The 16,607-nt window shown below is 73.2% G+C and carries 17 protein-coding genes; 5 read left to right on the plus strand and 12 right to left on the minus strand.

What is annotated here, in order from left to right; translation table 11 throughout:
- Window positions 1–751: 751 nt before the first annotated feature.
- Both QP090_RS17945 and QP090_RS17950 read left to right on the plus strand, forming a co-directional pair.
- Window positions 752–1,165: a patatin-like phospholipase family protein gene (locus QP090_RS17945; RefSeq protein WP_285940118.1), complete on the plus strand. Its 414-nt coding sequence runs from the start codon at window positions 752–754 to the stop codon at window positions 1,163–1,165.
- Complete coding sequence (locus tag QP090_RS17950) at window positions 1,144–1,494, plus strand: patatin-like phospholipase family protein (RefSeq protein ID WP_285940119.1); 351 nt, start codon at window positions 1,144–1,146, stop codon at window positions 1,492–1,494. Before QP090_RS17945 ends, QP090_RS17950 begins: the two co-directional genes overlap by 22 nt.
- A 227-nt stretch (window positions 1,495–1,721) precedes the next feature.
- Here QP090_RS17950 and QP090_RS17955 read toward each other — a convergent pair whose 3' ends face one another.
- Window positions 1,722–3,107 carry a nucleobase:cation symporter-2 family protein gene (locus QP090_RS17955; protein ID WP_285940120.1) on the minus strand — a complete coding sequence of 462 codons (1,386 nt, stop codon included), beginning with the start codon at window positions 3,105–3,107 and terminating at the stop codon, window positions 1,722–1,724.
- 39 nt (window positions 3,108–3,146) lie between these two features.
- A complete protein-coding gene (locus tag QP090_RS17960) occupies window positions 3,147–3,320 on the minus strand; it encodes a hypothetical protein (protein ID WP_285940121.1) in 174 nt (57 codons plus the stop codon).
- A 282-nt stretch (window positions 3,321–3,602) separates the two neighbouring features.
- Between QP090_RS17960 and QP090_RS17965 the strand changes: the two genes are divergently transcribed.
- The 3 genes from QP090_RS17965 to QP090_RS17975 all read left to right on the plus strand — a co-directional run bounded on the left by QP090_RS17965 (window position 3,603) and on the right by QP090_RS17975 (window position 5,645).
- On the plus strand, window positions 3,603–4,160 hold the full coding sequence (locus QP090_RS17965) for a ferritin-like domain-containing protein (protein WP_285940122.1): 558 nt from the start codon (window positions 3,603–3,605) through the stop codon (window positions 4,158–4,160).
- 101 nt (window positions 4,161–4,261) lie between these two features.
- Complete coding sequence (locus QP090_RS17970; protein ID WP_285940123.1) at window positions 4,262–4,879, plus strand: ArsR/SmtB family transcription factor; 618 nt, start codon at window positions 4,262–4,264, stop codon at window positions 4,877–4,879.
- A gap of 37 nt (window positions 4,880–4,916) precedes the next feature.
- Window positions 4,917–5,645, plus strand: coding sequence for an SRPBCC family protein (locus QP090_RS17975; RefSeq protein ID WP_285940124.1), 729 nt, complete (start codon window positions 4,917–4,919; stop codon window positions 5,643–5,645).
- A 52-nt stretch (window positions 5,646–5,697) separates the two neighbouring features.
- Here the strand turns inward: QP090_RS17975 and QP090_RS17980 are convergent, their stop codons facing one another.
- Genes QP090_RS17980 through QP090_RS18025 form a run of 10 tightly spaced genes read right to left on the minus strand, consistent with a single transcriptional unit; the run spans window position 5,698 to window position 16,385 of the window.
- Window positions 5,698–6,540, minus strand: a complete 843-nt coding sequence (locus QP090_RS17980) for an IclR family transcriptional regulator (protein WP_285940125.1) — start codon at window positions 6,538–6,540, stop codon at window positions 5,698–5,700.
- 40 nt (window positions 6,541–6,580) lie between these two features.
- On the minus strand, window positions 6,581–8,050 hold the full coding sequence (locus QP090_RS17985; RefSeq protein WP_285940126.1) for a dihydroorotase: 1,470 nt from the start codon (window positions 8,048–8,050) through the stop codon (window positions 6,581–6,583).
- Window positions 8,051–8,080: 30 nt separating this feature from the next.
- Entirely contained in the window at window positions 8,081–9,526 is a 1,446-nt protein-coding gene (locus tag QP090_RS17990) for an FAD-dependent oxidoreductase (protein WP_285940127.1), read from the minus strand.
- On the minus strand, window positions 9,523–10,188 hold the full coding sequence (locus QP090_RS17995; RefSeq protein WP_285940128.1) for an aspartate/glutamate racemase family protein: 666 nt from the start codon (window positions 10,186–10,188) through the stop codon (window positions 9,523–9,525). Before QP090_RS17995 ends, QP090_RS17990 begins: the two co-directional genes overlap by 4 nt.
- The gene (locus QP090_RS18000; RefSeq protein WP_285940129.1) at window positions 10,188–11,582 is read right to left on the minus strand and encodes an MmgE/PrpD family protein; all 1,395 of its coding nucleotides are present in this window, start codon (window positions 11,580–11,582) and stop codon (window positions 10,188–10,190) included. Before QP090_RS18000 ends, QP090_RS17995 begins: the two co-directional genes overlap by 1 nt.
- 14 nt (window positions 11,583–11,596) lie before the next feature.
- Entirely contained in the window at window positions 11,597–12,298 is a 702-nt protein-coding gene (locus QP090_RS18005; RefSeq protein WP_285940130.1) for an ABC transporter ATP-binding protein, read from the minus strand.
- Window positions 12,285–13,019 carry an ABC transporter ATP-binding protein gene (locus QP090_RS18010; protein WP_285940131.1) on the minus strand — a complete coding sequence of 245 codons (735 nt, stop codon included), beginning with the start codon at window positions 13,017–13,019 and terminating at the stop codon, window positions 12,285–12,287. Before QP090_RS18010 ends, QP090_RS18005 begins: the two co-directional genes overlap by 14 nt.
- On the minus strand, window positions 13,016–14,083 hold the full coding sequence (locus QP090_RS18015) for a branched-chain amino acid ABC transporter permease (RefSeq protein WP_285940132.1): 1,068 nt from the start codon (window positions 14,081–14,083) through the stop codon (window positions 13,016–13,018). The genes QP090_RS18010 and QP090_RS18015 overlap by 4 nt, the downstream gene beginning before the upstream one ends.
- Entirely contained in the window at window positions 14,080–15,144 is a 1,065-nt protein-coding gene (locus QP090_RS18020; protein ID WP_285940133.1) for a branched-chain amino acid ABC transporter permease, read from the minus strand. The genes QP090_RS18015 and QP090_RS18020 overlap by 4 nt, the downstream gene beginning before the upstream one ends.
- Window positions 15,141–16,385, minus strand: a complete 1,245-nt coding sequence (locus QP090_RS18025) for an ABC transporter substrate-binding protein (RefSeq protein WP_285940134.1) — start codon at window positions 16,383–16,385, stop codon at window positions 15,141–15,143. Before QP090_RS18025 ends, QP090_RS18020 begins: the two co-directional genes overlap by 4 nt.
- Window positions 16,386–16,607: the final 222 nt, after the last annotated feature.

A 16,607-nucleotide genomic window follows, 5' to 3' on the forward strand; every position in this document is an offset into this window, starting at 1 on the left:
GGTCCTTCCGGCTTGTCAATTCGGCCGGTCTTTCCTGATTCCGCCTTTCCGGTTCCGCTTTCGCGGCGCCTTCCGGGCGGTGGTGCTATTTCATCAGATCCGGCGCGATTGTCAAAATCGGCCTTTTCCGACCCACCACAGAATCAAGGGCACGGCGGAGCCGTGTCCTGTGAATCAAGTGGTGGTCGTCCCGGGATCCGGCCGTCGTCACGACGTCCGTGTCATCTGGGGACGAGGACGTAAGCTATGCGCTCAGCGCCGAGACGTCAAATCGGCGCTCCACGGCGTGCCGGCGGGAACCTCGAACCGGGTGCGGCGACGGTGCGTCTACTCCGTTGACCGGACCGGTTCGAAGCCTCGGAGGCACTACGGGTCAGTGACGGGTGTCTTCCCAGACGCGGCGCGCCGCGTGGCCTTGCCCGCTGGGGTGCTCGTCCTGTCCGCGGCGCTGGTGGCGTACGTCGCGGCCGACGATCCCAGTGAGGCCGGTCATTACCCGTCCTGCCCGTTCTTGCGCTGACGGGCCTCCAGTGTCCTGGGTGCCCTGGCTCGTCGCCCGCGCGCAGGACCGGCCGACCCGTGACCGGGTGGGCGATCCACTCTGGATCCTCCTATGAGCCCGCTGAACTCCCTTGGCCTCACTGGGCATCAGTGGACCGCTTGAGCCGCCGCCTCAGGCGGGAGGCCCGCATCCCGGCCGCGTACGGTGGTCGGCCTGATCGAACGTTGGATCTCAAGGGTGGAAGCACCGATGACGAATGAGCGTGCGCTGGTGCTGGGCGGCGGCGGGGTCGCGGGGATCGCGTGGGAGACGGGGGTGCTCGCCGGGCTGGCCGCGGGCGGCACGGACGTGACCGGCGCGGACCTCCTCCTCGGCACTTCGGCGGGATCGACGGTCGCCGCGCAGGTCGGCAGCGGGCTTCCGCTGAACGAGCTGTTCGAGCGGCAGGCCGATCCGGCGTTGCAGAACGAGGAGCTCGTCCCGGACGGCACCCCGCCGGCAGAGGTCCTGGAGACGTGGATGCGGCTCACGGCCGAGTCGGACGGTCCCGAGGAGCTGCGCCGGCGCCTTGGGGCGTTCGCCCTGGAGGCCGAGACCGTCCCGGAGGCGGCGCGGCGGGCCGTGATCGAGGCGCGGTTGCGGTGCACGCCTGGCCCGACCTGAGGCTGCTGATCGTCGGGGTGAGCGCGGAGACGGGCGAACCCCGGGTCTTCGACCGCGAGTCGGGCGTGCCGCTGGTGGACGTGGTCTCGGCGAGCTGCGCGGTGCCCGGGGTCTGGCCGCCGGTGTCCATCGACGGCGTCCGGTACGTGGACGGCGGGGTGCGGACGAGTACCAACCTCGACCTGGCCGCGGGGTGCGCGCGGGTGCTGGTGCTCGCCCCGATGGTGGATCCCGGGCTGGAGGAGGACGTCGCGCGGCTGGCCTCGGCGGGCGGACGAGTGGAGGTGATCACTCCGGACGAGGCGTCGCTGTCCGCGTTTCGGCGATGACCCGCTGGCGCCGTCGACGCGGACGCCGTCCGCCGTCGCGGGCAGGGCGCAGGGGCTGAGGGCCGCGGACAGGGTCGCGGAGCTGTGGGCGTGACCGTCCCACGCGGTCTGGGCAGACGGGGCCGCAAAGTGGGGGCCTGATCCGGGGCCGAGTGGTTGACCTGCCGGCATCGCCCGGGGCGTCCGCCCCTCGCGTGAGCGGCGGACGTCCCGGACGGGTGCCGGGGTCAGGTGGCGGTGACCGGTTCGGCCGGCGGGGTCTCCTCCTCGCCGGACGGCTGGGGTGTGCGGGTGAGGACGTTGAAGAGCAGGTTCAGCACGATGGCGCTGAGGCTGCCCAGGGTGATGCCGCTGTTGAGGATCGCGGCTACGTCGCGGGGCATGTTCGCGCCGAACTCGGGGACGGCGTTCGGGAGCATGGCCAGGGCGATGCTGACGCCGACCACGAGGGCGTTGCGCTCCTGGCGGAGGTCGACCTTGGCGAGGGTCTGCACGCCGACGACCGCGACCATGCCGAACATCGCGACGGCCGCGCCGCCGAGGACGTCGCTCGGAATCGAGGCGACGTAGGCGCCGGCCTTGGGGAACAGCCCGAGCACGATCATGAAGGCGCCGGCCGCGACGACGACGAAGCGGCTGCGCACGCCGGTGAGCCGCACCAGCCCGACGTTCTGCGCGAAGCAGGTGTAGGGGAAGGCGTTCAGCGAGCCGCCGAGGAAGGTCGAGAGGCCGTCGGCGCGCAGGGCGCGGGTGATGTCGGCACCGTCCACGTCCTTGCCGACGATCTCGCCGGTGGCCTTGGAGTCGCCCACGGTCTCCACGACGGTGACCATCATGACCAGCAGCATCGCCAGGATCGCGCCGATCTGGAAGGTCGGGGCGCCGTAGTGGAAGGGGGTGGTGACGCCGATCCAGTCCGACTTCCCCACCTGGTCGAACCCGGTGTCGCCGAGGACGAAGGACACGGCGGTGCCGCCGACGAGGCCGAGCAGGACGGCGACGCTGCTGAGGAACGGGCGGCGCAGCCGGTACAGGACGAGGATGAACAGCAGGGTGCCGCCCGCGTACATCAGGTGCTTCCAGCTCCCGAAGTCCTTGGTCACGGTCTTGGCGGCGGCGCCGCCCGCGGCGTCGTTCAGCGCGTTCGGCAGCAGGATCAGGCCCATGATGGTCAGCACGGTGCCGGTGACCAGGGGCGGGAAGAACCGGAGCAGCCGGCCGAGGAACGGGGCCGCGAGGAACGTCAGCACGCCCGCGGTGATGGTCGCGCCGTAGATGGCGAGCAGGCCGGCGGTGCCGTTCTCGGCGCCCTGCCCGATCGCGATCATCGGGGCGACCGCGGTGAACGTCACGCCCTGCACGATCGGCAGCCGGATCCCGATCTTCCAGAAGCCGAGCGACTGGATGATGGAGGCGATCCCGCAGGTGAACAGGTCGGCGTTGATCAGGTAGACGAGCTGTTCGGTCGACAGCCCGATCGCGCCCGCGACCAGGATGGGGACGACCACCGCGCCGGCGTAGAACGCCAGGACGTGCTGGAACCCGTACAGCGCCAGCCTCGGGACGGGGAGCATCTCGTCGACCGGGTGCTTACGCGGTCCTTCTTGCGACATTTCCGGCGGTGCCTTTCAGGGGGTGAGCGACGCGTGCGCTCAGGGTCGGGGGGACGGGTCGGCGAAGGCTTGGCGGCGCTTCTCGAAGGAGGCGCGGGCCGCGCGGCCCTTGGCGCTGGGCGGCGCGGGCGGCGCGACCGCGGCGGGGGCCGTGCCCGTGCGTCCGGTCGTGGGCGCGGTGGCGGCGGAGGTCGTGGTCGGCTCAGGTGACATATCGGGACTCATCATCCCAGCAGGGCCGGCGCATCGGCTGACTCAGGACCGTCCCGGCGGGGTCCCGGGGGAGGTCGCGGGCAGCGGCGGCCGAGATCGGCACCTTGATCCGGTCGGTCCGGTCGGTCCGGTCGGTCCGGACGAGCTGCGCGGGTCGGCGGACGGGCCGGCGGTTGGCGCGTTCTTGGTCTCCGGATGGCTTTGCGGCGCCGCCGCCGAGGTGATCATCCACGGGGGCGCCGAACGGCGGCCGGACCCGCGACGACGGAGGGGACCCCGCACATGGCCGAGTTTCTGAGCGATCTGAAGACCCTGCGCGCCCGCGCCCGGGAGGAGATCGGCAAGGGGCCGGTGACCGAGGCGTACGGCGCGGACCTCGAGCGTGTGATCCAGATCTGCAACGAGGCGCTCGCGACCGAGCTGGTGTGCGTGCTGCGCTACAAGCGGCACCAGTACACCGCGACCGGGATCTACTCCGAGGGGGTGGTCGCCGAGTTCAAGGAGCACGCCGCCGACGAGGCCGAGCACGCCGACAAGCTCGCCAACCGGATCGTGCAGCTCGGCGGGGAGCCCGACTTCGACCCCGAGGTGCTGGCCGGGCGGTCGCACACCACCTACGACAAAAGCCTGGACCTGGTCGAGATGATCAAGGAGGACCTGATCGCGGAGCGGGTCGCGGTGTCGTCCTACACCGAGATCATCCAGTGGCTGGGCGAGGGCGACCCGACCACCCGGCGGGTCTTCGAGGAGCTGCTGGCCGACGAGGAGGACCACGCCGACGACCTGCGCGGGCTGCTGGAGAGGCTGCCCCGGGACCTGGCCTCGCACGCGAACGGCTGAGCCCCGCGCCCGGCGGGCACCCCGGTCCGGCCCGCCTCGTCCCGGCACCGACAACAATCACTGTCTTGACAAATAAAGTTGTCGGTCGCCACCATGGGCCCATGTTCGACGTGACGGTGATCGAGGACCCCGCGGCGGCGGCGGCCACGCTGGACCCGGTCCGCGGCCGGCTGCTCGCGGAGCTGACCGAACCGGCCTCGGCCGCCATGCTGGCCGCGCGGACCGGGCTGCCCCGGCAGAAGGTGAACTACCACCTCAGGGCGCTGGAACGGCACGGCCTGGTCGAGCTGGTCGGCGAACGCCGCAAGGGCAACATGACCGAACGGCTCGTGCGGGCCACCGCGGCGTCCTACGTCATCTCCCCGCTCGCCCTCGCCGCGCTGCAACCCGACCCCGACCGGTACCGGGACGCGGTGTCGGCGCGCTGGCTGCTCGCCCTCGCCGCCCGCCTGGTGCGCGACGTCGGGACGCTGGTCACGGGCGCGGCGCGGGCCCGCAAGCGGCTGGCCACGTACGCGCTGGACGGCGAAGTGCGCTTCGCCTCGGCGGCGGACCGCGCCGCGTTCATCGGGGAGCTCACCGAGACCGTCGGCGGGCTGGTCCGCAAGTACCACGACCCGTCCGGCGGGGGCGGGCGCGACCACCGCGTCGTGATCGCCGTCCACCCCAAGGTCAAGGACGGGGTGGGCGCGGTCCCACCGCACGCGATCGAGAACTGAGCACATCATCGGAGCACCACCACCGAGAGGCGGAACCATGGGCAGCGAATTCGAGATCGTCCGGGAGTTCGAGGTGGCCGCGTCACCCGAGCGGGTCTGGGCCGCCGTCACCACCGGGACCGCCGGCTGGCTCTGGCCGATGGAGTACGAGCCCCGCGAGGGCGGCGCCGCGCCGTTCGGCGGCACGGTGACCGCGTGGGACCCGCCGCACCGGCTGACCGGCCGGGTCGAGGACGCCGAGGGCGCCGACGGCCAGACGCTCAACCAGCTCGACCACCTGATCGAGCCGCGCGAGGGCGGCGGGTCCTGGGTGCGCTACGTGCACAGCGGCGTCTTCGTCGACGACTGGGACGACCAGTTCGACGGAGCGGACCAGCACACCGACTTCTACCTGCACACCCTGCGGCAATACCTCGAGCACTTCCCGGGCCGGGCCGCGGCGTTCGCCGAGGCCCACGGGCCCGAGGCGTCCCGGGCCAAGGGCGCCTTCGACGCCGTCGGGCGGGCGCTCGGGCTGGAGGAGGGCGCCTCCGAGGGGGCCCGGGTGCGCGTCGGGCTGCCCGGCGCCGGCGAGGCGGACGCCGTGCTCGACTACCGGAACGAGAACTTCATCGGGCTGCGTACCGGCGACGCGCTCTACCGGTTCTTCGGCCGCAACGCCTTCGGCGCGCCGGTCGGCCTCACCGTCCACCTGTTCGGCCCGGACGCCGACCAGGAGCGGGACCAGCGTGTCTGGCAGGACTGGCTCAACGGCCTGTACGGCTGACCCCGCGCCGAGAGAGGACCCCTCCGGGGGGCCTCTCCGGGCGCGGGACGGGTCAGTGGCCGCGCGGTTCCGGGACGGGCGCGGGCCGCGACTCGCGCAGCCAGGTCCAGTTGCGGCTGATCTCGTCGGCGGCGTCGCACACCAGCTCCCGGTAGCGCTCGACCACGTCCGGCGCGAAGCGGTAGCGGGGACCGCACACGCTGATCGAACCGTGCACCTCGCCGTCGGGGCCGAACAGCGGGGCCGCGACCGAGCCCGCGTCGGCCTGCCGCTCGCCGAGCGAGACCGCGACGCCCTCGCGGGCGGCGTCGGCGAGCTGCCGGCGGAGGGTCTCCTCGTCGGTGACCGTCCGGCCGGTGAGCGCGGCGAGCGGACGGGCCAGCACCGCGGCGCGCCGCTCCTCGGGCAGCGAGGCGAGGATCACCTTGCCCGAGGAGCCGGCGTGCAGCGGGAACCGCCGGCCAATCTCGACCGTCATCTTGATCTCGTGCGGGCTGACGTACTGGTCCAGGTAGACCCGCTCGTCGCCGACCAGACCCGACAGCGTGGTCGTCTCGCCGGTCTCGTCGCGCAGCCTGCGCAGCACCGGCGCCGCCGCGTTGCGGGCGTCGAAGCGGCGCAGCGCGCTCACCCCGAGCGCGACCGCGGCGGGGCCGAGCCGGTACCCCGCCGTGTCGGCGTCGGTCTCCAGGATCTCGCGCGACACCAGCGACTGGAGGATCCGGTAGACCACGGCCTTGGACAGGCCGAGCTCCCGGCTGATCGCGCTCACGCCGAGGTACTGCGGTCCCCCGGCGAACAGCAGCAGCACGTCGGCGACCCGCGCGGCGGCCTCGGTACCGACGTTGTCGACCGTTCGGGGGGGCCTGCGGACGGGGGTGCTCTGGTTGGTCACGTGGAGATCCTAGAGAAGGCGGTGACGGGGATCCCGCGGTTCAGCGACCGCGGTGCAGGTACCGGCCGACGGGGTCGCCGGTGATCCGGCCGTCGGCGTACACGTGGTTGCCGCGGACGAAGGTGTCGGTCACCTTGGCCGACATCGCGAAGCCCTCGAACGGGGTGTACTCCTGCGTGGACTCGGAGTCGGCCGCGCGCACCGTCCAGGACGCGTCCGGGTCGACCAGCGCGATGTCGGCGTCGTAGCCCTCGGCGATGGTGCCCTTGTTGAGCAGCCCGTACCGCTTGGCGGGGTTCCACGAGGTGAGCTGCGCGGCGCGCTGGAGCGACAGGCCGCGCTTGGTCCCCTCGCCGACCAGGCCGGGCAGCAGGTACTCGGCGCCGCCGAAGCCGGACTTGGCGAGGAAGATGTCGTCGCGGTCGGAGCCGAACTTCATCTCGTCCTTGCAGCAGGCGTGGTCGCTGACCACCCAGTCGACGTCGCCGGCGAGCACGTGCCGCCACAGCGCCTCGACGTCGTCGCGGTCGCGCAGCGGCGGGTTGACCTTGCCGCCGAGGCCGTGCGCGGTGTCGACGTCGGCGAGCAGGTGCCCGACCGTGACCTCGCGGCGGAAGTCGATGTGCGGGAACGCGCGGCCCATGGTCAGCGCCGCGTCCAGTGCCTTCTCCGACGACAGGTGCAGCAGGTTGATGTTGGGCAGCCCGGTCTCGTGCGCCAGGTAGGAGGCGATGGTGACGGCGAGGCCCTCCGAGTGCGGCGGGCGCGAGGCGCTGTAGGCGCGCAGCCCGGACAGCGAGCCGTCGCGCTCCACCAGCTTGGTGTAGGCGGTCATGATCTCGGCGGTCTCGCAGTGCAGCGACAGCGACAGGTGCTCGGCGTAGTCGCCGAGCTCCTCGCGGGCCTTCTGGATGCCGCGCATCACGAACTCGAAGTGCGCCAGGTCGTAGCGCTCGTCCGGCGGCGTCATCAGGAAGTCGCTCTGGCTGGTGGAGCGGCCGTGCAGCCCGTGGCTGCCGTAGAACATGAAGATCTTGAACGAGGTGACCCCGTGCTCCTGCACCAGGTAGGGGATCTCGTCGATGTGCTCGGCCATCATCGGCGCCAGGTGGAAGGCGTAGTCGATGTAGGCGTTGCCCTGCGCGGCGGCGAGCACCTCGGGGAAGAACTCCCGGTAGGGGCCGCCCTTGTTGAGGTAGTACTGGCCGGTGCGCATATAGGTCAGCGCCGCGGTGACGCCGCCCTGCGCGCTGGCGCGGCTCTCGGTCCGGGTGTCGGCGGCCAGCTCGTTGTAGATGCCCCAGTGCTGGTGGGCGTCCACCACGCCGGGGAAGGCGAGCAGGCCGCGGCCGTCGACCACGGTGGCGGCGTCGTCGCCTGGAAGGCCGGGCGCGACGCGGGTGATGGTGCCGTCGTTGACCGCGATGTCGGTGAGGGCCGGCTCGGTCCCCTCCGCGTCGTCGGGCCGGACCACCCGCACGTTCTTGATCAGCAGCTCGGTTGTCGCCATCGGTCTCTCTCCTCCGCGTGCGAAATGGGGTTAGTGAACTGGGGCCGGCGCGGCCGGCCCGGCGCGCCCGGCGGCGCGGCGGGCCACGTCGTCGGCGGCCAGGTAGGCGAGCCCGAAGGCGGGCAGCAGCCCGTTGCCGGGCAGGTAGCCGGCGGCGCCGTGGCCGGACACGCCGGCCGCGGCGCCGCCGGCCGCGTACAGCCCGGGGATGCGGCGGTCTCCGGGGTCGACGACGGCGGCGTGCTCGTCGACCATGAGACCGCCCTGGGTGTGGAACAGGGCGGGCAGCACGCGGACCGCGGCGTACCGTCCGGAGAGCGGGCGCTCCCAGTTGGCGCGGCCGTGCTCGTCGGGGCGCTCGCCGCGCGCCACCGCCGCGGCGTCGGCCAGCTCGGCGGCGAGCGCGGCGGCGGGCAGGCCGGTGGCCTCGGCCAGTCCGGCCGCGTCGTCGGCCCAGACCAGGACGCCCGACTCGACGGTGTCGCGGAAGTCCTGGAACGGCTGGCACTGCTCGAAGATCACCTCGTCCAGCACGATCCAGCCGGTGCCGCCGGGACGGGCGGCGAGCTCGGCGGCGTACTCGGAGTAGCCCCGGGTCTCGTCGCCGAAGCGGCGCCCGCCGAGGTCGACCAGGACCGCGCCGTGGATGATCGTCGCCCAGCCGACCAGCGTGCCCGCGTTGGCGGCGATGGCGCCGTGGCCCTGGTAGGCGTCCAGGAAGCCGGTGGCGGCGCCGAGCCGCTCGCCGATGCGCAGCGCGTCGCCGAGCGACTGGTCGCCGCCCTGGTAGAGCGCGCCGGCGATCTCGGGGAGGTGCCGTCCGACCAGCTCGCGGTCGGCGCCGAAGCCGTTGGTGGCCAGCAGCACCGCGCGGGTGGGGATCTCCTCCTCGCCGCCGTCGGGGTAGCGGACGACGGCGGCGCGCACCGCGCCGTCCGGCCCGGTCGCCACGTCCACCAGCCGCGCCGGGACGAGCAGGTCGATCAGCGGGTGCTCGCGGACCCGGCGGACCAGGTGGTCGAGCACGCTGGAGCCGTGCCGGCCGGGCACCGAGTGGCAGCGCGGCACCGCGTGGCCGGGGTAGTTGAAGTCGGTGACCAGCGACAGCGGCAGCTCCACCGAGTCGGCCAGCCACTCCACCAGCGGGGCGCTCACCCCGGCGAGGGTGCGGGCGAGGCGCGGGTCGGCCCGGCCCCCGGTCTTGGCCATGATGTCGTCGACGAACCGTTCGGCGGAGTCGCCGACGCCCGCCTCGGCCTGCCAGCGGGACCCCGCACCGGGGAACATCGCGGTGGACATCGAGGTGTTGTTGCCGCGGCGGAAGTGCTCGCTGGCCTCGACGACCACCACGCTGAGCCCCTGCTCGGCGGCGCGCAGCGCCCCGGCGAGACCGCCGCCGGCGCCGGCCACGACGAGGTCGGGCCCGTCCTCGGCCGGCGCGGGCCCGGCCATCGCGTCCCGGACGGTCCCGGTCATGCCGCCCTCCCCACCTGGTCGGCCTCGTCCTCGACGGTCATCAGCCGCAGGGCGAGCGCGGTCGGGTCGATGACCCGCGCGGGCAGCGGACCGGCCTCGACGTCGACGGCGGAGCAGCCGTTGATCACCGCGGCGGCGCCGCGCGCGGCCAGCTCGCCGACGGCGTCGACGAGGGCGGCGTTCCACGCGGCCGTGTCGGCGATGGCGTCGAACGGCAGCTCCATCACCGCGATCCCGGCCACGTGGGGGGCCAGCCCGTAGGCGTCCAGCCGGCGGCCGAGCTCGGCGCCGATGGCCTCGTTACGGACGACCGCGCCGAACCGGACACCCTTGGCGGCCAGGTGCATGGCACTGAGCTTGAGCAGCCCGTTCACCGGGACGGCCCGCGCGGGCCCGGCGGCGGGGCCGGCGGGTACGGCCGGGTCGAGCACGCAGTCGGGGAAGGCCAGGTCGAAGCCGTCGCCGGCGGCGTCCAGCGTGGCGGCCACCTCGCGCTCGGAGGCGCGGACGGAGTCCTCGCTCTCCAGCGCCAGGGGGGCGGCGGGGCCGACGTCGCGCAGCTCGATCCGCAGGCCGGGCGGCGCCAGCCGGTCGTAGCGGGCCTGCCGCCGCCGGATCTCCTCGGCGGGCAGGTGGATGGGCGTCACCGCCAGGGCACGCATCAGCTCGGCTCCTCCTTCTTCTCGGTTCCGTCCCCGGTGCCGGCGAGCCCGCGCAGCGGATCGCCGACGTGCGGGAGTGCGGGCAGGTCTCGGGACAGCTCGACCGCGCGGTCGACGAGCCCGGCGCGGCCGGGCAGCCAGCCCTTCAGCATCGCGACCACGGCGCGCTCGTCCAGCGGATGGTGGTCGGCGTCGCCGACGGGGTTCGGCACCTCGCGGGTGACCGGCGCGGCGCCGTCGTCGAACTCGACGGTGACGCGGGCGGCGCGCTCGGCGGGCAGGCGTCCGGTCAGGTCGCCCGCGGCGGTGAGCCGGACGCGGCGGGCGAGGGCGCGCACGGCGGGATCGCCGAGGCGCTCCGCGCCGGACGAGGCGGGGCCGACCTCGCCGGTGAGCAGGGCGGTGGCGACCACGAACGGCGTGGAGAACATCGCCGACAGCCGGTTGTCCCATCCGGTGGCCGCCAGCCCGGCGCCGAGCGCGTGGGTCTCGACCGTGATCCGCTCGATCCGCCCGGTCCGGGACGGGGCGAGCTCGGCGCGGAGCGCGAGGACGGCGTCGGCGGCCGGGTGGGTGAACGAGCAGGACGCGTGCCGCTTGAAGTAGCCGCGGGTGACGTCCCACCGCTCGCCGAGGCCCGCGGTCAGCCCGGCGGGGTCGAACCGGCCGAGCAGGGTGCCGAGCGACAGCGCGGCGGTGCCGGTGTTGCGGGCCAGGCCCGCCGCCGCCATCCGGGCCGCGACCAGCCCGGACAGGTTGGAGGCCCCCATCCAGGCGTCGCGCACCGGGTTGCCGCCGGTGGCCGACCCGAAGTGCCCGGCGACCGGCAGCCCGGCCCCGGTGTCGATCGCCGCGGCGGTCGCCCCGGCGCCGAGCCCGAGCAGCCGGGCGCAGCCGGCGGCGGCGCCGGGCACGCCCCAGCTACCGTGCGGGTGGGCGCCGGGGGCCTGCGCCGTCGCCTGCCCGAACCGCGCCGCGACCTCGTAGGCGGCGAGCAGCGCGGCGGCCGTATCGGCGCCGGTGCTGTCGAGCTCGCACGCCAGCGCGAGCACCGCCGGGAACCCGTGCGCCGCCGGATGGCCCTTGGCGTACTTGTTGCCCTCGTCCAGTTCCAGCGCGACCAGCGCCGTCGCGCCCAGCCAGGCGGCGGCGTCGGTGGAGACCAGCCGGCCCGCGCCGATCAGCGGCGCCGGCCCGGCCGGGGGCCGCCAGGCGGCCCGCAGCGCGGCCTGCTCGTCCAGCCCGGCACCGAGGGCGGTCACGCCCACCACGTCGAGCAGGACGAGGGAGAGCCGGTCCAGCACCGCGGCCGGCACGTCCGCGACGTCCAGCCGGGAGACCCACTCCCCCAGCTCCGCCGTCGCCCCCGCGGCCGCGGCCACCCGTTCGTCCATCGTGCGGTCCTCCGTCACAGCCCCAGGTACGCCTTCCTGACCTCGGCGGAGCCGGCGAGCTCGGCGCCGGTGCCGTGCAGCACCGTCGACCCGCTCTCCAGCACGTACGCCCGGTCGGCGATGGCGAGCGCCTGCTTGGCGTTCTGCTCGACCAGCAGCACCGACACCCCGCCGTCGCGGATCCGCTCGATCGCCTCCAGCATCGCCCACGTCAGCTTGGGCGACAGCCCGGTGGACGGCTCGTCCAGCATGAGCAGCCGCGGCCCGGCCATCAGCGCCCGGCCGATCGCGAGCATCTGCTGCTGGCCGCCGCTGAAGGTCTGCGCGACCTGGCCGCGGCGCTCGGCCAGCACGGGGAACAGCTCCAGCACCTCGCGCAGGGCCGTCTCGGCCTGCGCGTGCGAGCGCGTCCACGCGCCCATCCGCAGGTTCTCCTCGACGGTCAGCGTGCCGAACAGCGCGCGGTCCTCGGGGACGTGCACCAGCCCGTCGCGGACCAGCTCGTCGGGACGGCGGCCCAGCGTCGGCGCGCCGTCGAAGGTGATCGTCCCGGCGGTCGGCCGGATCTGCCCGCAGACGGCGCGCAGCGTGGTGGTCTTGCCGGCGCCGTTCGCGCCGACGAGCGCGACGATCTCGCCCTCCCCGAGGGTCAGGTCGACGTCGTGCAGGATCTGCATCCGGCCGTAGCCCGCGCAGACCTTCTCAACCTTCAGCACCGGCGGGCTCCTCTCCGAGATACGCCTCGATCACCCGCGGGTCGGAGGTGACCTCCTCGGCCGACCCGGCGGCCAGCACCCGGCCCTGGTCCAGGACCAGCACCCGGTCCGACAGCCGCATCACCGCGGCCATGATGTGCTCGATGAACAGCAGCGTGGTGCCGTCCTGCTCGCGCAGGTCGGCGAGCAGGTCCAGGACCGGCTCGCGCTCGGCCGGGACGAGCCCGGCCAGCACCTCGTCCAGGAGCAGGACCTTCGGCCGCATGGCCAGCGCCCGCGCGAGCTCGAGCCGCTTGAGGCCGGCCGTCGGCAGCTCGGTCGCGGGCCGGTGCGCCCACTGGCCGAGCCCGACCCGCTCCACCACCTCGAGGGACCGCTCGCGTAGCCGCCGCGCGGGCTGCCGCTCGTGCTGGGCGGCCAGGCTCACGTTCTCCAGCACGCTCATGCTGCCGAACGGGCGCATGAGCTGGAAGGTGCGGACCATGCCGGCCCGCGCGATCCGGTCGGGCGAGCGGCCGGTGACGTCGCGGCCCGCGAACAGCACTCTGCCGGTGTCCGGCGCGAGCGCACCGCAGATCACGTTGAACAGCGTGGTCTTCCCGGCGCCGTTGGGGCCGATGATCCCGAGGATCTCGCCCTGCCCGACCTCGAACTCCACCTCCGACAGCGCCCGTAGCCCGCGGAAGTCTTTGCCGACGCCGGTCACGTTCAGGATGGTCATCGGCGCCACCTCGCCATCGCGGTGCCGACTATGCCCTTGGGCAGCAGCCGGACGATCAGGATCAGCAGGATCGCGTAGAGGGCGACGTCCAGCCCGCTGCGGCCCTGGAGGAAGTTCAGGAAGTCCGGCGGTGTGCGCAGCAGGGTCGCGGTCACGTCCGACAGCGAGCCGACGATGATCGCGCCGACCACCGGGCCCCAGACCGTGCCGATCCCGCCGATCACCACGGTGGCGATCGCCTGGATCGACACTGAGGAGCCGAACGCCAGGTCCGGGTTCACGAACAGGTAGTACTGGGTGTAGAAGGCGCCGGCCACCGCGGTGATCGCGGCCGACAGCGCCACCGTCATGAGCTTGTGGCGCATCACCGGGGTGCCGAGCGAGGCCGCCGCGAGCTCGTCGTCGCGGATGGCGGTGACGTACCGGCCGGATCGCGAGTGCAGGAACAGGATGCTCGCCGCCCCGGCCAGGCCGGCCAGCGCCAGCGCGATCCAGAAGTAGGCGGGCGAGTCGGCGGCGAACTGGATCTTCCACAGCGAGGAGCCCTGGATCAGCGGCACGCTGAACCCGACCGCCTTGTTGGTGAACTCGGTGCTGGTGACGATCAGCCGCAGCATCTCCGCGAACGCGAAGGTGGCCAGCGCGAAGTAGGCGCCCTGGAGCTTGTAGCGGAAGGCGAAGTAGCCGATGACGACGGCGACGCCCGCGGCGACGGCCATTCCCGCAAGCATCCCGATCCACGGCGAGACCCCGTGCTCCACCAGCAGGTACGCGCTGGTGTAGGCGCCGAGCCCGAAGTAGGCGGCGTGCCCGAAGCTGAACATCCCGCCGAAGCCGCTCATGATGTTCCAGCCGACCGCCATCAGCAGGAAGATCAGGATGCGGACCGCGACGGCGCCCTGCGCGGACGGCAGGATCAGCGGCAGCGGGATCGCCACCAGGAGCAACACCAGGAGGATCGCGAGCTGCCGGTTCTGCGGGCGCAGCGGCGGTGCCTTGGTCGCGCGGCCGGTGCCGCCGCGCCCGGCCGGGCCGGTGCCCCCGGCGATGGTGATGCCGGTCATGCCCGCCTCCCGAAGAGTCCCTGCGGGCGGAGGAACAGCACCACGACGAAGACCACGAACACGCCGAGCAGCGAGCTCTGTCCGTCCATGTAGATCGTGGTGAGCTGCTCGACCAGCCCGATCAGCAGCCCGCCGACCAGCGCGCCGCCGACATTGCCCATGCCGCCGAGGACCACGACGACGAAGGCGGTGATGTTGAACTGCTCGCCGAGCGTCGGGGTGACCGTGATCAGCGGTGCGGCCAGCACCGCCGCCGCCCCGGCGCACGCGGTGCCGATCGCGAAGGTGAGGGTGTGGATGCGGCGCACGTTGATGCCGACCAGCTCGGCGCCGGGCCCGTTCGCGGCGACCGCGCGGATCGCGGTGCCGAACCGGGTGCGGCGCAGCAGCCAGAACAGCAGCGCGCCGAGCAGCAGCGCGCCGACGAAGGCGTACAGCCGCGCGCCGGTCACCACCGCGCCGAACAGCCCGAACTGGAAGTCGCCGGGCAGCGTGACGGTCTTCGGCTCGGCGCCGAAGAACATCAGCAGCCCGTTCTCCAGCAGCAGCGACAGCCCGAGCGTGATCAGGAGCTGGTTCTCCAGCGATCCGCCGCCGGTGCCGCTGAGCAGCCCCCGGTGCACGACGCCGCCGATGAGGAACAGTGCCGGCACCGCCACCAGCAGCGTGAGGTAGGGGTGCAGGCCGGTGCCCTGGACCACGCCGAACGCGATGAACATGGCCACCGCGAGCAGCGCACCGTGCGCGAAGTTGACGATGTCGAGCACGCCGAAGATCAGCGTGAGGCCCATCGCGATGAGCCCGTACAGGCCGCCCATCAGCAGGCCGGTCACCACCGACTGCCAGACCACCAGGCCGCTGCCCGACTTCAGCAGTGCGACCGCGATCGCGATGACGAGGGCGCCGCCGATGATCGCGACGCGCTTGAGGATCGCCGCGTTGCCCCCGCCGCCGAGCGCGGCGCGGAGCGGGTGGGGGGCCTTGCCTCGCGGGGAGGCCGCTCCTGGCGCCTCCGCGTCCGGGGCGAGTGCCGCCCCTTTCTGGTTTCCGATATTGCTCATGGCCGCCATGTCACCGAGTAGTTGGGCTGGGATTCGGCCTTCTCCGCCGGATAGACCTGTTTCACCTGGCCGCCCTGAATCTGCATCAGCACGGGGAGGGCGTTGCGGTTGTCGCCGTTGGCGGCGAACCGGATCGGCCCGCGGCCGACGGCGAGCGGGGTGACCTGGGAGGCGCTGATCGCCTCGCGCACCTTCTCGGCGTCGGTCCCGCCGGCCCGGTCCACGGCCTGCGCGATCACCTGGACGGCGTCGTAGGCCAGGACCGCGCCGGTGCGCATCGGGGCGCCGAAGCGGCGCTGGTAGTCGGCCCGGAGCTTGGTCGTCTGGTCGTTCTTGGCGTCGTAGTGGTAGTTGGTGCTGAAGTAGCGCTCGCCCAGGGCCCCGGCGTCGGTGACGAACTTGGGCTGGTCGTAGGCACCGTTGGAGACGCCCCACACCGCGTCCAGGTTCGGCTTGACGGCGTTGATCGCCTTGGCCGCCAGCAGGCTGTCGCGGTAGTACCCGGCGACCGCCAGCACGTTCGCCCCGGACGCCTTGACCTGGGTGATCTGCGCGGTGAGGTCGGACGTGGTGACCGCGTCGTAGCTGATGTTCGGCCCCATCTGGATGCCGAGCTTCGCCGCGGCCTTGCTGAACGCCTCGGCGGCGCCGCTGCCGAAGTCGGTCTGCTCGTGCAGGAAGGCGACCTTCCGCACGGGCTTGCCCGCCTTCTCCGAGACCTCCTTGAGGTACGCGGCGGCGGCGGCCGAGATGGCCTCGCTGCCGGGCTGCACCCGGAAGGCGTAGCGGTAGCCGTGCGCGAAGATCGCGTCCGAGGCGGTGACGTCCATGACGAACGGCACCCGGTTGCGCTCGGCGACCACGGCGACGTTGGTGCTGACGGCACTCTGATAGGTGCCGACCAGGCCGACCGCGCCTTCGGAGATGAGGCGCTGCGCCTCGCTCTGCCCGACCTCGGCCTTGCCCTGCGTGTCGCCCTCGGCGAGCTCGACCTTTCGGCCGCCGAGGGACTTGATGCCGCCGGCGGCGTTGATCGCCTCGACGGCGAGCTGCGCGCCGCGGCGCATCTGCTGGCCGTCGACCGCGTTCGCCCCGCTGACCGGGTGCAGCGCGCCGATCTTGACCGGGCCGTGGTCCCGCCCGGCGGCGGCGCCCGCCGCCCCGGACGGCGCCGACCCGCCGCACCCGGCCAGGAGGACCGCGCAGGCGCCTAGCCCGGCGACGAGCTTTCGAGCGGACATTCCCACTCCTCCCGCCGATCCTGTGGTGTTCCGCTTAGAGAAACGCCAAGTAGATGTTGCGTCATCGTGGCACCCACCACACGTCCAGGTCAATAACCTGTAACAACTTGACTCACCCTGGAGAACAGTGCGAACTTGTGGGCAGGCTGAGGTGCGCGCGACGCAACACGGCGTTCACCGACGTTCCCCTAAGCGAAACAATGCGGACCTGCCCGCCCTCTC

The sequence above is a fragment of the Actinomadura xylanilytica genome, from assembly GCF_030283145.1.
GTDB lineage: Bacteria > Actinomycetota > Actinomycetes > Streptosporangiales > Streptosporangiaceae > Spirillospora > Spirillospora xylanilytica.